General features: G+C 69.9%; 12 protein-coding genes. 10 read left to right on the forward strand and 2 right to left on the reverse strand.

Annotated features, from left to right (window positions below):
- Positions 1-5 precede the first annotated feature (5 nt).
- Positions 6-983, reverse strand: a complete 978-nt coding sequence (locus tag ACXMYJ_RS09930) for an ABC transporter permease (RefSeq protein ID WP_460355778.1) — start codon at positions 981-983, stop codon at positions 6-8.
- Between the two features lie 98 nt (positions 984-1,081).
- Positions 1,082-1,597: a hypothetical protein gene (locus ACXMYJ_RS09935; RefSeq protein WP_460355780.1), complete on the reverse strand. Its 516-nt coding sequence runs from the start codon at positions 1,595-1,597 to the stop codon at positions 1,082-1,084.
- Between the two features lie 177 nt (positions 1,598-1,774).
- Between ACXMYJ_RS09935 and ACXMYJ_RS09940 the strand changes: the two genes are divergently transcribed.
- From ACXMYJ_RS09940 to ACXMYJ_RS09985, 10 genes are all read left to right on the forward strand, one after another.
- Entirely contained in the window at positions 1,775-2,479 is a 705-nt protein-coding gene (locus ACXMYJ_RS09940; RefSeq protein WP_260758224.1) for a response regulator transcription factor, read from the forward strand.
- Entirely contained in the window at positions 2,457-4,070 is a 1,614-nt protein-coding gene (locus tag ACXMYJ_RS09945) for a sensor histidine kinase (protein WP_460355783.1), read from the forward strand. The genes ACXMYJ_RS09940 and ACXMYJ_RS09945 overlap by 23 nt, the downstream gene beginning before the upstream one ends.
- A gap of 23 nt (positions 4,071-4,093) precedes the next feature.
- On the forward strand, positions 4,094-6,019 hold the full coding sequence (locus tag ACXMYJ_RS09950) for a glycosyltransferase family 39 protein (protein ID WP_460355785.1): 1,926 nt from the start codon (positions 4,094-4,096) through the stop codon (positions 6,017-6,019).
- A gap of 20 nt (positions 6,020-6,039) precedes the next feature.
- Positions 6,040-7,323, forward strand: a complete 1,284-nt coding sequence (locus ACXMYJ_RS09955; RefSeq protein ID WP_460355788.1) for a bifunctional glycosyltransferase family 2/GtrA family protein — start codon at positions 6,040-6,042, stop codon at positions 7,321-7,323.
- A complete protein-coding gene (locus ACXMYJ_RS09960) occupies positions 7,320-9,230 on the forward strand; it encodes a glycosyltransferase family 39 protein (RefSeq protein ID WP_460355791.1) in 1,911 nt (636 codons plus the stop codon). The genes ACXMYJ_RS09955 and ACXMYJ_RS09960 overlap by 4 nt, the downstream gene beginning before the upstream one ends.
- Positions 9,231-9,300: 70 nt before the next feature.
- The gene (locus ACXMYJ_RS09965) at positions 9,301-9,792 is read left to right on the forward strand and encodes a beta-class carbonic anhydrase (protein WP_460355793.1); all 492 of its coding nucleotides are present in this window, start codon (positions 9,301-9,303) and stop codon (positions 9,790-9,792) included.
- Positions 9,793-9,946: 154 nt separating this feature from the next.
- Positions 9,947-10,876 carry a sulfate adenylyltransferase subunit CysD gene (cysD, locus tag ACXMYJ_RS09970; RefSeq protein ID WP_460355796.1) on the forward strand — a complete coding sequence of 310 codons (930 nt, stop codon included), beginning with the start codon at positions 9,947-9,949 and terminating at the stop codon, positions 10,874-10,876.
- A 95-nt stretch (positions 10,877-10,971) separates the two neighbouring features.
- Positions 10,972-12,819: a sulfate adenylyltransferase subunit CysN gene (gene cysN / locus ACXMYJ_RS09975; RefSeq protein ID WP_260754669.1), complete on the forward strand. Its 1,848-nt coding sequence runs from the start codon at positions 10,972-10,974 to the stop codon at positions 12,817-12,819.
- On the forward strand, positions 12,816-13,571 hold the full coding sequence (locus ACXMYJ_RS09980; RefSeq protein WP_460355799.1) for a 3'(2'),5'-bisphosphate nucleotidase CysQ: 756 nt from the start codon (positions 12,816-12,818) through the stop codon (positions 13,569-13,571). Before cysN ends, ACXMYJ_RS09980 begins: the two co-directional genes overlap by 4 nt.
- 68 nt (positions 13,572-13,639) lie before the next feature.
- Complete coding sequence (locus ACXMYJ_RS09985) at positions 13,640-14,239, forward strand: cysteine hydrolase family protein (RefSeq protein ID WP_260754667.1); 600 nt, start codon at positions 13,640-13,642, stop codon at positions 14,237-14,239.
- Position 14,240: the final 1 nt, after the last annotated feature.

Raw genomic sequence — 14,240 nt, forward strand, 5'->3', positions numbered from 1 at the left:
CTCGCTCATGACACCCGCACCCTCGGGTCGAGCGCGGCGTAGAGCACATCGGAGAGCAGCCCGGCCAGCAGCACCGTCAGTCCGGTGAACACCGTGATCGCGACCACGATGTTGGTGTCCTGGGTGGCGATGCCCTGGATGAACCACTCGCCGATGCCGTGCCAGCCGAAGATCTTCTCGACGAACACCGCGCCGGTGAACAGCCCGCCGACCCCGTAGGCGAACAGAGTGGCCATCGGGATCAGCGCGGTGCGCAGCCCGTGCCGGAACAACGCCTGGCGCCGGGTCAGCCCCTTGGCCCGCGCGGTGCGGATGAAGTCCTGGCCCAGCACATCGAGCATCGCGTTGCGCTGATAGCGGCTGTATCCGGCCATCGCACCCAGCGCCAGCGTCAACGTGGGCAGCACGAGATGTTGCAGCCGGTCGACGAACTGATTCCACGCGCCGCCCACGGCGTCCGACGACGTCTCCCCGGTGTACTCGAACAACTGCACGCCCAGCGCCGAGTTCGCGTTCAGCGCAGCCAGGATCAGCAGGTTAGCGATCACGAAGGTCGGTGCGCTCAGGATCAGCAGCGCCAGCGTGGTGATGACACGGTCGGACAGCCGGTACTGCCTGACCGCGCCCCAGGCGCCCGCCACCACGCCGAGAACGGTGCCGACGATCGACCCGATGATCACCAGCCGCAGGCTCACCCCGATGCGGCGCCACAGTTCGTCGCTGACGGGCTGACCTCCCACGGTGGTGCCGAAATCGCCGCGGACGGCTCCGCCCAGCCAGTCCGCGTACCGCACCGGGATGGGCTTGTCGAGGTTCAGCTCGGCCGCCTTGGCGTCGATCACCGCCTGCGGGGGCCGCGGATTGCGTTCGAGCAGGCTGTCGAGCGGCTCGAACATGACCGAGGTCAGCGTGAACGTCAGGAACGACGCCAGACCCAGCAACACGACGTAGTTGAGCAGCCGGCGCGCGAGGAAGCGGGTCATCCGATCGGTCCGCCGCGGGGCTGCATGCGCCCCAGGTTAGGAGATGTGTCCGGCCACAGCCCGCCGACGCGGCCCAGGCGTGGCGGTGTCGTCCCGGTTCAGCGGCGTCCGCGCAGCGGGTCGAGCACCTCCGTCACCTCGGCCGTCATCCCGTTCTGCACCCCTCGGACCATCACGCTGTCGTCGACGGCGAACGCCGGGTCTTCGCCGGGCGCCGTCGACCAGGTCTGGGTGAACCCGTCGGCGCTGCGCACCGTGATCGAGCCCGGGGTGGTCGCCGTGACGACGCCGGTCTGGCTCAGCATCGTGACGAAGCCGCCGGCCCCGTCGGCGACCACCACCTGCCCGTGCAGCGGCATCTCCTGCTGCGGCCTGGGGCCACCGGGTCCGAAGGGGGGCCGACCGGCGGGGCCGTCGGCGTGGTGGCCGGGCGGCGGGCCGCCCAACTGTGGTGACGACCTGCCCGACGCGGCGTAGATCGCGGCGCCACCGAGTACGGCGATCACGGCGGCGACGGCGACGGCCAGCAGTGTCCTGCGCCGCCCCCAGGGCCGCGGTTCCGAATCCCGGCCGCCCCGGACGGTGTCGGGGTAGGGCAGGTGCTCGGCGCTCATGGAACCAGGCTGGAGGCCCTTGATGTGGACCCGCTGTGCGTCGGCTCAGCGTTCGATATGGCCCTGCTTCACAGCCGGCACATAGCAACAGCACAGAGACCGCATAGCGCGCCGGGCGACAATGGACGCATGCCCGACCCGCAGAACGACCCCGGGGATGAACCCGCGCGCGCGGTGATGCGGCGCGCGGACGGCACCCCGATCCACGTGCTCGTGGTCGACGACGAAGCCGTGCTCACCGAGTTGTTGTCGATGGCGTTGCGGTACGAGGGCTGGGAGATCTCCACCGCGGGCGACGGCGCCACCGCCATCGCGATCGCCCGGCAGAACCCGCCCGATGTGGTGGTGCTCGACGTGATGCTGCCGGACATGAGCGGGCTGGAGGTGCTGCGCCGGCTGCGCGAGCAGATTCCCGGCCTGCCGCTGCTGCTGCTCACCGCGAAGGACTCCGTCGAAGACCGCATCGCCGGCCTGACCGCCGGAGGAGACGACTACGTCACCAAACCGTTCAGCATCGAGGAGGTGGTGCTCAGGCTGCGCGCGCTGCTGCGCCGCACCGGCGTGAGCACTGCGACGGGGGGAGCCAAGATCGTGGTGGGCGACCTCGTCCTGGACGAGGACAGCCACGAGGTGACCCGCGGGGGAGACCTGATCACCCTCACCGCAACGGAATTCGAACTGCTGCGGTTCATGATGCGCAACGCCAGACGTGTGCTGAGCAAGGCGCAGATCCTCGACCGGGTGTGGAGCTACGACTTCGGCGGCCGCTCCAACATCGTCGAGTTGTACGTGTCCTACCTTCGCAAGAAGATCGACAGCGGCCGCGAGCCGATGATCCACACGCTGCGCGGCGCGGGATATGTCCTCAAACCGGCGCGGTGAGCGAGCACCGACCGTGCTCCGTTCCCCACGCAGTTGGTCGCTGCGCACCCGGCTGATCGTCACCCAGGTCCTGCTCATCGCCGCCGTGTGCGCCGGCATAGGTCTGGCCACCGAGTATGCGCTGCAACGCTTTCTGACCAACCAGCTGGACGAGCAGGTGGTCGAGGCGGGCAGGCGCTCGACGGTGATCTTCGAGTTCGGTCCGCCCCCACCGCCTGGCATGGGCCATCGTCCGGGGATGCGTCCGCCGGGGGCGGCGCCGCCCCCGCCGGGTTCCGACGGGCGCGTGGTGATCCGCGACGACGACTGGCCCGGACCGGCGTTCCTGAACGCGCCCGGGCAGGCCATCCACACCGTGGGAGCGGTGGTGGCCGGCGGGCGCGCCGTCGAGGCGGGGGTGATCACGGCCGACGGTTCGCGTGCCGAGGTATCCGCGACGGCGGCGGGACAACTCGCCGCAGTGGCTGTCGACGGCCGGCCGCAGACGCTGGACCTCGACGGGCTCGGCCGCTACCGGGTGGTCGCCTTCCAATCCCACATTCCGGGCAGGACCGTGGTCGCCGGGCTACCGACCGCCGACGTGGACGACACCCTGTTATGGGTCGCGGTGATCTTCACCGCTGTCGGAGCGGTGGCACTGCTCGCCGCGGGCACGGCGGGCATCGTCATCGTCCGCCGCCAACTGGCCCCGCTGGCCAGGGTCTCCGCCGCTGCACAGCAGGTCGCCGACCTGGAGCTCGACCGGGGCGAGGTGCGGTTGCCCACGCCGATCGTCGACGTCGACCCCGCGTCCGCGCACACCGAGGTCGGACAACTCGGTGCCGCGCTGAACCGGATGCTCGACCGCATCGCGGGGGCGTTGTCCGCGCGGCACGCCAGCGAGACCCGGGTCCGCCAGTTCGTCGCCGACGCCAGCCACGAACTGCGCACGCCGCTGGCCGCGATCCGCGGTTATACCGAGCTGGCGCAGCGTCGACGCGCGCAGCTGCCTGAGGACGTCGCCCACGCGATGAACCGCGTGGAGTCTGAGACCGAGCGGATGACCCAGCTCGTCGAGGACATGCTGCTGCTTGCCCGGCTCGACGCCGGCCGACCGCTGGAACGGGAGACCGTCGACCTGACCCGTCTGGCGGTCGACGCGGTCAGCGACGCGCACATCGCCGGCCCCGAGCACCGCTGGGAGCTCGACCTTCCCGACGAACCGGTCACGGTCACCGGCGACGAGCCCCGGCTGCGCCAGGTACTGGCCAACCTGCTGGCGAACGCACGGATCCACACCCCGCCCGGCACCGCCGTGTCTACCTCACTGACCGTCGGGGCCGGTGGACAGGCGGTGCTCACGGTGCTCGACGACGGGCCCGGCATTCCCGCGGACCTGCAGCCGGAGGTGTTCGAACGGTTCGCCCGCGGCGATTCGTCGCGCGCGCGGACAGGGTGGAGCACCGGGCTGGGACTGGCCATCGTCGCCGCCGTCGTGCGCGCGCACGACGGAACCATCGAACTGGACAGCGTGCCGGGCCGAACCCGGTTCGTGGTCACACTGCCCGGCGATTCACAGGCGGGGCACAGCCGCGGCCCATCGGACGCCTAGCGGCCGCACCCACGATGGCGTGAGTGACCCTGCTGACCCCTGACGAGCTCGGGGCACCCTCTGCCGACGGCGCCACGCGAACCCGCACCCCACGCCGCCCTGCCCCGCGCTTCCGGTGCCGCCCGCGCGCCGGTGCCCTCCGGCAAGCGGGGACCCTCGCCGCGCTGCTGCTCGCCACCGCCGTGCTGTACCTGTGGAACCTCGGCGGCAGCGGATGGGCCAACGCGTACTACTCGGCGGCCGTGCAGGCGGGCACCCAGAACTGGACCGCGATGTTCTTCGGTTCCAGCGACGCCGCGAACGCGATCACCGTCGACAAACCGCCCGCCGCGCTGTGGGTGATGACGGCCTCGGCACGGCTGTTCGGGTTCGGCCCGTGGAGCGTGCTCGTCCCGCAGGCCCTGATGGGGGTGGCCGCGGTCGCGGTGCTCTATCTCGCAGTCCGGCGGGTCAGCGGCCATGGCGCCGGGCTGCTCGCCGGGTCGGTGCTGGCAACCACGCCTGTGGCGGCATTGATGTTCCGTTTCAACAACCCCGACGCGCTGCTGGTGTTGTCCCTCGTGGTCGCGGCGTTCTGCACGCAACGGGCGTGCGAGAAGGACACCGGCCGGTGGTGGCTGGTCGCGGCGGGCGCGGCGGTCGGCTTCGGGTTTCTGGCCAAGATGCTGCAGGCACTGCTGGTGCTGCCGGCTTTGGCGACCGCCTATCTGGTCGCCGGGCACCGGCCGCTGGGACGCCGACTCGCCGACACGCTGGCCGCTGCCGGCGCCTTCGTGCTCTCGGCCGGCTGGTACCTCCTGCTGGTCGAATGGTGGCCCGACGAACGGCGGCCCTACATCGGCGGCTCGCAGACCAACAGCATCCTGGAATTGACCATGGGTTACAACGGTTTCGGGCGGCTGACCGGCGATGAGCCCGGCGGCCTCGGCAACCTGAACCACGACGTGGGATGGGGGCGGCTGTTCGGGTTCGGCATGGGGGCCGACGTCGCCTGGCTGCTGCCCGCCGCGATCGTCTGTCTCGCCGCCGGATTCGTGATCACCCGGGGCCGGCCGCGGACCGACCCCGCCCGCGCGGCACTGATCCTGTGGACCGGCTGGCTGGCCGTCACGGCGGTCGTGTTCAGCTTCATGAACGGCATCGTGCACCCGTACTACACGGTCGCGCTGGCCCCTGCGATCGGGGCTGTCATCGGCATCGGTGCAAACCTGTTGTGGCAGAATCGCTATGACGTTCGGGCTGCGACCGCGATGGCCGGCGCGGTGCTGATCACCGTGATCCTGGGGGCCGTGCTTCTGGCCCGGCAGATCGACTGGATGCCGTGGTTGCGTGCGGTGGTGGCCGTCGGGGGAGTGGGCGCGGCGGTACTGCTGCTCGCCGTCGCCCGGCTGCCGCGGCCGGTGGCGTCGCTGGCGGCCGTATCGGCTCTGATCTCCTGTCTGGTTGGTCCGGCCGCGTTCTCCCTCGCCACCGCTGCCTCGCCGCACAGCGGTGCGTTGCCTTCGGTTGGTCCGTCGCGCTCCGGCGGCTTCACCGGAGGCGGACTGCTCAGCGCGCCCCGCCCCCACCCCGATCTGCTGCGGATGCTCAGCGCCGACAGCGGCGAATCCACTTGGGCCGCAGCCGTCGTCGGCTCCAACAACGCGGCCGGATACCAACTGGCCGCACAGGTTCCGGTGATGGCGATCGGTGGGTTCAACGGCACCGATCCGGCGCCGACCCTCGAGCAGTTCATCGACGACGTCCACGCCGGGCGCATCCACTACTTCATCGCCGGCCCCTCACTGATGATGGGTCGCCCCTCCGGCGACAGCGGGGGGGATTCCGCAGCGATCCGCGAGTGGGTCGAGGCGCGTTACCCCGCGCTGACGATCGACGGGACCGCTGTGTACGACCTCACCCAGGAACCCCACGTCTCACAGCCGCCGCATAGCTCAGGCCCACGGTGAGCACACGTCCGCGAACCACCATGGCAGACATGACAGACACCGTCCTCGAACCCGGGTGCGCCGACCGTCTTTTCGCGGCCCGGCCGAATGCCGCGGTAGCGGCGCGCGCCACCGGTGCACCCGTCCTCGACGTGGTCGTTCCGGTGTACAACGAGCAGGCCGCACTGGCGGCCTCCGTGCACCGGCTGCACCGCTATCTGCATGACTCCGTGCCGTTTCCGGCGCGGATCACCATCGCCGACAACGCCAGCGTCGACGCCACCCCCCGCATCGCCGCGCAGCTGGCAGCGGAGTTGCCGAACGTGAAGGTGGTGCGGCTGGAGGAGAAGGGCCGCGGTCGCGCACTGCACCGGGTGTGGACGGAATCGGATGCGGCCGTACTGGTCTACATGGACGTCGACCTGTCGGCGGATTTGGCTGCGCTCGCCCCGCTGGTGGCGCCACTGATCTCCGGGCACTCCGACCTGGCGATCGGCACCCGGCTGGCCCGCGGGGCGCGCGTGCGGCGCGGACCCAAGCGCGAGATCATCTCCCGCTGCTACAACCTGATCCTGAAATCGACTCTGTCGGCCGGGTTCTCGGACGCCCAGTGCGGATTCAAAGCGATTCGGGCCGACGTCGCGGCGCAACTGCTGCCCTATGTCGAGGACACCGGATGGTTCTTCGACACCGAGTTGCTGGTGCTGGCCGAGCGCAGCGGGCTGCGCATTCACGAGGTTCCGGTGGACTGGATCGACGACCCCGACAGCCGCGTCGACCTCGTGGCTACCGCCGCCGCCGACCTGCGGGGCATCGGCCGCCTGCTGCGCGGCTTGGTCACGGGTGCCATCCCGGTCAACACCATCGCCGCGCAACTGGGCAACTCGCGCGCCGCGGCCGCCCCCGGTTCGCTGATGCGCCAGGTGGTGCGGTTCGGCACCGTCGGGGTCGCGTCCACCGCCGCCTACATCGTGCTGTTCGTGCTGCTGCAGGGGTGGGCAGGTGCGCAGCTGGCCAACCTGATCGCGTTGCTGCTCACCGCGATCGGCAATACCGCCGCCAACCGGCGCTTCACCTTCGGTGTCGGCGGCCGCGCGCACCTGGCCCGCAACCACGTCGAGGGCTTGATCGTCTTCGGGATCGCACTGACCATCACCAGCGGGGCGCTCGGCCTGCTGCACACCACCACCGAAACCGCGCACCACACCGTCGAACTCGCCGTCCTGGTGGCGGCCAACCTGCTCGCCACCGTTGTGCGTTTCGTCCTGCTGCGCGGCTGGGTCTTCCACCCGCGCCGCACCACCGCCGGAGGAACCCCCCGATGACCGTCACCGCCGCCCCGCCGTCAGCTGCCACGGAAGCCGCCAGGCCGCAACGGCCGCGCTGGGTTCGGCCGGCGTTTCTGGCCCTGCTGGTGGCCACCGCCGCGCTCTACCTGTGGGGGCTGGGCGCGTCGGGCTGGGCCAACCAGTACTACGCCGCGGCCGCTCAGGCCGGTACCCAGGACTGGAAGGCGTGGCTGTTCGGCTCGCTGGACCCGGGTAACGCGATCACCGTCGACAAGCCGCCGGCTGCGCTGTGGGTGATGGCGCTGTCAGGCCGGCTGTTCGGCTTCACCCCGTTCACGATGCTGTTGCCGCAGGCGCTGATGGGGGTGGCCTCGGTAGGCATGCTGTTCGCGGCGGTACGTCGGGTCAGCGGCCCGGGCGCCGGTCTGATCGCCGGTGCCGCGCTGGCCGTCACCCCGGTGGCGGCGCTGATGTTCCGGTACAACAACCCGGATGCGCTGCTGGTGCTGCTGCTCGTGGTGGCTGCCTATCTGATGGTGCGGGCCGTCCAGACCGGGGCGGCGAAGTGGGTCGTGCTGGCCGGTGTCGTGCTCGGGTTCGCGTTCCTGACCAAGATGCTGCAGGCGTTCCTGGTCGTGCCCGGGCTCGCGCTGGCTTTCCTGGTCGCCGCGCCGGTGGGGCTCTGGCAGCGGGTGAGCCGGCTGGCGGCCGGGGCGGGCGCGATGATCGTGACAGCGGGCTCGTTCCTGGCGCTGGTCAGTCTGTGGCCGGCGGATTCACGGCCCTACATCGGCGGCTCCACTGACAACAGCCTGCTGCAGCTGGCGTTGGGCTACAACGGTATTCAACGCGTCATGGGGGAAGAAGGCCCGGGCCCCGGCGGCCCGGACAGTCCGCCCGCAGGCCCCGGAGGGCCCGGTGGTCCCGGTGGGGGAGCCAATCTGTTCTTCGGTGGTGATCCCGGAATCGGCAGGCTCTTCGGCGCGTCGATGGGTGCCGAGGCGTCCTGGCTGTTGCCGGCCGCGCTGATCGGCCTGGTGGCGGCGCTGTGGTTCACCCGCCGCGCCGCCCGCACCGACGCCGTCCGCGCGAGCCTGCTGCTGTGGGGCGGCTGGGTGCTGGTCACCGCAGCGGTGTTCAGCTTCATGGACGGGATCATCCACCCGTACTACACGGTGGCACTGGCGCCGGGTGTCGCCGCACTGGTCGGCATCGCCGTCGCCGAGTTGTGGCGCGGCAGAGCATGTTCGCCGCAGCGGGCGGTGCTGGCGGCGATGTCGGCGGCGACGGGGGTGTGGGCGTTCGCGGTTCTCGCCCGCACACCGGACTGGCAGCCGTGGCTGCGGTGGACCGTCCTGGTCGGCTCCATCGTCGTTGCCGCTGTCATCGGGGCCGGCGTCCACCGGCTGGGCCGGGCCACTGCGGCGGTGGCGGCGGCCGCGCTCCTGCTCGCAATGGCCGCACCAGCGGCGTACGCGATCGTGACCGCAGCCGACTCGCACGAAGGCCCGATAGCGATGTCGGGTCCGCACCGAGCCGACGCGTTCGGGCTGCCCGGCGGGCCGGATGGTCCCGGTGGTCCCGACGGCCCGGGTGCTTCGGGCGCGTCGTTGGCAGACAACGCCGAACTGCAGCAGCTGCTGCGCGCGGCCGACAACCGCTGGGCCGCAGCCAGTGTCGGGTCGATGACGGCCGGCGACCTCGCGCTGCAGACCGGGGCGTCGGTGATGGCCATCGGCGGATTCACCGGCGGCGACGACTCACCGACGCTGGCGCAGTTCCAGAATTACGCGGCCGAGGGGCAGGTCAGATACTTCATCGCCGGCGGGCACCGCGGGCCGGGCGGGCACTCCGGGACCTCCGGCCAGATCACCGCCTGGGTGGCGCAGAACTTCACTCCGGTCGACGTCGGCGGGATGACCGTCTACGACCTGCAGAAGTGACGCGGCCCCGGTGCCGATCTGCCTGATTCTGACCCGTGACTTCCGCCGCCGGCGCTGCTAGCTTCGCGCCATGTCGGCCACAGACGAGTACCTGAAGAACAACGAGGAATACGCCAACACGTTCACCGGCCCGCTGCCGCTGCCGCCCAGCAAGCACGTCGCGGTGGTCGCCTGCATGGACGCACGCCTGGACGTGTACCGGATCCTCGGCCTCAAGGACGGCGAGGCGCACGTGATCCGCAACGCCGGCGGCGTCGTCACCGACGACGAGATCCGCTCCCTGGCGATCAGCCAGCGACTGCTCGGCACCAGGGAGATCATCCTGATCCACCACACCGATTGCGGCATGCTCACCTTCACCGACGACGGCTTCAAGCAACAGATCCAGGACGAGACCGGCATCAAACCGGAGTGGGCCGCCGAGGCGTTCCAGGACGTGGAGGAGGACGTGCGGCAGTCCCTGCGGCCTATCGAAGCCAGCCCGTTCGTCACCAAGCACGAGTCATCGCGCGGGTTCGTCTTCGACGTGGCCACCGGAAGGCTCACCGAGGTCACGCTCTGACCCGCCGAAATCGCATTCCACGAGATTTGACTCGCGTTTTCCCTCGTGGAATGCAATTTCGGCCACCGCTCGTTGACACCCCGGACGGGCATCCGGCACAATTCCCGGTTATGGCCGTAAATCTGGTCAGATCTACCAACTTTACGAGGTATCCATGACCGTGACCGACGAGCTCGCGCACACCGCGGGACGTTACGAGCTGAGCCACCTGCGGGCCCTCGAGGCCGAGGCGATCCACATCATCCGCGAGGTCGCCGCCGAATTCGAGCGGCCGGTGTTGCTGTTCTCCGGCGGCAAGGACTCCATCGTGATGCTGCACCTGGCGATCAAGGCGTTCCGGCCCGGACGGCTGCCGTTCCCGGTGATGCACGTCGACACCGGGCACAACTTCGAAGAGGTGCTGGCCGCCCGCGACGAGCTGGTCGCCGAGTCCGGGGTGCGCCTCGTGGTGGCCAAGGTGCAGGACGACATCGACGCCGGGCGGGTGGTGGAGACGATCCCGTCGCGCAACCCGATGCAGACGTTCACGCTGCTGCGCGCCATCCGGGAGAACAAGTTCGACGCCGCGTTCGGTGGGGCCCGCCGCGACGAGGAGAAGGCGCGCGCCAAGGAGCGGGTGTTCAGCTTCCGCGACGAGTTCGGTCAGTGGGATCCGAAGAACCAGCGCCCCGAGCTGTGGAACCTGTACAACGGCAGGCACCGCAAAGGTGAGCACATCCGCGCGTTCCCGCTGTCGAACTGGACCGAATTCGACATCTGGTCCTACATCGGCGCCGAGAAGATCAAGCTGCCCTCGATCTACTACGCCCACCAGCGCAAGGTGTTCGAACGCGACGGCATGCTGCTGGCGGTGCACAAATACCTGCAGCCGCGCAAGGACGAGCCGATCATCGAGAAGACCGTGCGGTTCCGCACCGTCGGTGACGTGACCTGCACCGGCTGCGTGGAATCCACCGCGGCGACGGTGTCGGAGGTCATCGCCGAGACCGCGATCTCGCGCCTGACCGAGCGCGGCGCCACCCGCGCCGACGACCGCATCTCCGAGGCGGGGATGGAAGACCGCAAGCGTGAGGGCTACTTCTGATGGGGCGAGCGAAGCGACGGGGGATTGAACTGATGGGGCGAGCGAAGCGACGGGGTTCGAATTGATGGGGCGAGCGAAGCGACGGGGGAAATAAGATGACGACACTTCTGCGCATCGCCACCGCAGGCTCTGTCGACGACGGCAAGTCCACGTTGATCGGGCGGTTGCTCTACGACTCCAAGGCCGTCATGGAGGATCAGCTCGCCGCGGTGGAACGCACCTCCAAGGAGCGCGGGCACGACTACACCGACCTGGCCCTGGTGACCGACGGGCTGCGCGCCGAGCGTGAGCAGGGCATCACGATCGACGTCGCGTATCGCTACTTCGCCACGGCCAAGCGGAAATTCATCATCGCCGACACGCCGGGCCACATCCAGTACACGCGCAACATGGTCACCGGCACGTCGACCGCGCAGCTGGCCATCGTGCTGGTCGACGCGCGCCACGGGTTGCTCGAGCAGTCCCGCCGGCACGCGTTCCTGGCATCCCTGCTCGGTATCCAGCACATCGTGCTCGCGGTCAACAAGATGGACCTGATCGGTTGGGACCGTGAGCAGTTCGAGAAGATCCGCGACGACTTCCACGATTTCGCCGCGCGGCTGGACGTCCACGACGTCACGACGATCCCGCTGTCGGCGCTCAACGGCGACAACGTGGTCACCAAATCCGATGCGACGCCCTGGTACGAGGGTCCGTCACTGCTGGCGCACCTTGAAGAGGTCTACATCGCCGGCGACCGCAACCTCGTCGACGTCCGGTTCCCGGTCCAGTATGTGATCCGTCCCCAGACCCTCGAGCACCACGACCACCGCAGCTACGCCGGCACCATCGCCAGCGGCGTGATGCGCGTCGGCGACGAGGTGGTCGTGCTGCCGAGCGGCAAGGCCAGCACCATCTCGTCGATCGAAGGACCCTCCGGTCCGGTCGAGGAGGCTTTCCCACCGATGGCGGTGTCGGTCAGCCTGGCCGATGACATCGACATCTCGCGCGGCGACATGATCGCCCGGCCCCACAATCAGCCCCGCGTCACGCAGGACTTCGACGCGACGGTGTGCTGGATGGCCGACGGATCGGCGCTCGAACCGGGCCGTGACTACCTGATCAAGCACACCACCCGCACCACGCGGGTGAAGGTGACGGGTCTGGACTACCGGCTCGACGTCAACACCCTGCACCGGGACAAGACCGCCACGGCGCTGAAACTCAATGAACTGGGCCGGATCTCGCTGCGTTCGCAGGTTCCGCTGCTGCTCGACGAGTACAGCCGCAACTCGGCCACCGGCTCGTTCATCCTGATCGACCCGAACACCAACGGCACCGTCGCCGCCGGCATGGTGCTGCGCGACGGCGCCGCGCGGTCTTCAAGCCCCAACACGGTGCGCCACGAGTCGCTGTGCCGGCCCGAGGACCGGCTCAGCAAGGGCCGGACCGTGTGGTTCACCGGCCTGTCCGGTTCGGGTAAGTCGTCGGTGGCGATGCTGGTCGAGCAGAAGCTGATCGAAAAGGGGGTTCCGGCCTACGTTCTCGACGGCGACAATCTGCGGCACGGCCTGAACGCCGACCTCGGGTTCTCGATGTCCGACCGGGCCGAGAACCTGCGCAGGCTCGCGCATGTCGCGGCGATCCTGGCCGACTCGGGTCAGGTCGTGCTGGTTCCGGCGATCAGTCCGCTGGCCGAGCATCGGGAGCTGGCCCGCAAGGTGGCCACCGACGCCGGCGTCGACTTCTTCGAGGTGTTCTGCGACACCCCGCTGGAGGACTGCGAGCGGCGCGACCCCAAGGGTTTGTACGCCAAGGCCCGCGCCGGTGAGATCACGCACTTCACCGGGATCGACAGCCCGTACCAGCGGCCGAAGAACCCCGATCTGCGGCTCACCCCGGACCGCACCCCCGACGAGCATGCGGCTTCGGTGATCGAGCTGATCGAAGGCTGCACGTCGTGACCGATGACCACGCACTCGCCGCGCGGCTGGCGACCGAAGCCGGGAACCTGCTGCTCGACGTCCGTGGGGAGTTGGCCTCGGCATCCGCCCAGGAGCGGAAAGCAGCCGGAGACAAGCGATCTCACGACTTCTTGCTGGCCGCGCTCACTGCCGAGCGGCCCGACGACACCGTCCTGTCCGAGGAGGGGCCGGCAGAACAGGCCGAGCCGGCGCGGCTGTCTGCCCGGCGGGTGTGGATCGTCGACCCGCTCGACGGAACGCGGGAGTTCTCCGAGCTCCGCCGCACCGACTGGGCCGTGCACGTCGCTCTTTGGGAGCGCAACGGTAGCTCTGGTGAACTCGTCACCGGGGCGGTCGCGTTACCCGCGCAGGGCGTCACGCTGGCCACCCCGACCGTGCCGGTGCCACCGGTGGCGCCCGCGGCGCCGCGCGTGGTGGTCTCGCGTACCCGCCCCCCGGCCGTGGCGCTGGAGGTCAAGGACGCGCTCAACGGCACGCTGGTCGAGATGGGTTCGGCCGGAGCCAAAGTCGCGTCGGTGGTGCAGGGGCTCTCCGACGTGTACGTCCATGCCGGTGGGCAATACGAATGGGACTCCGCGGCACCGGTCGCCGTCGCCCGTGCGGCCGGGCTGCACACCTCGCGGCTCGACGGGTCGCCGCTGGTGTACAACCGGCGCGACCCTCGGCTGCCCGATCTGATCGTGTGCCGGCCCGAACTCGCCGAGGCCGTCCTCGCGGTCACCGCGCGCTGAACCTTCACCGCCGACATGAGCGTCCCCCGATCCTGACACCGCGGAGCGGGTCGCAGTAGGCTGCGACGATGTCTGATCTTCCGACCCTGCGTTCACTGACGGGTCTGCCGCTGGCACCGGTCAGCCTGGCCGACTCGGCGCTGGTTCTCATCGACTGCCAGAACACCTACACCTACGGGGTGATGGAACTCGAGGGCGTGCAGGCCGCGCTGGACGAGGCGGCCGCGCTGCTCGAGCGCGCCCGCACCGCGGGCATCCCCGTCATCCACATCCAGCACGACGCCGGGCCCGGGTCGCCGTACGACGTCACCGCAGAGATCGGCGCGATCGTCGAGCAGGTGGCCCCGCGCGAGGGGGAGCCGGTGGTGGTGAAGAACTACCCGAACTCGTTCGTGCAGACCGACCTCGACGAGCGCCTCAAGGCGGTGGACGCCTCCAACCTCGTGCTGGCCGGGTTCATGACGCACATGTGTGTGAACTCCACCGCGCGTGGCGCGTTCAACCTCGGCTACGCGCCGACCGTGGTCGCCAATGCAACGGCGACCCGCGCGCTGCCCGGCATCGGGGACGAGACTGTACCCGCGTCGGCTGTGCACGCCGCCAGCCTGGCCGCGGTCGCCGACCTGTTCGCCGTGGTGGTGCCGGGCGCACAGGACATCCCCGACTGAC

It is taken from the genome of Mycobacterium sp. ZZG (assembly GCF_054786995.1).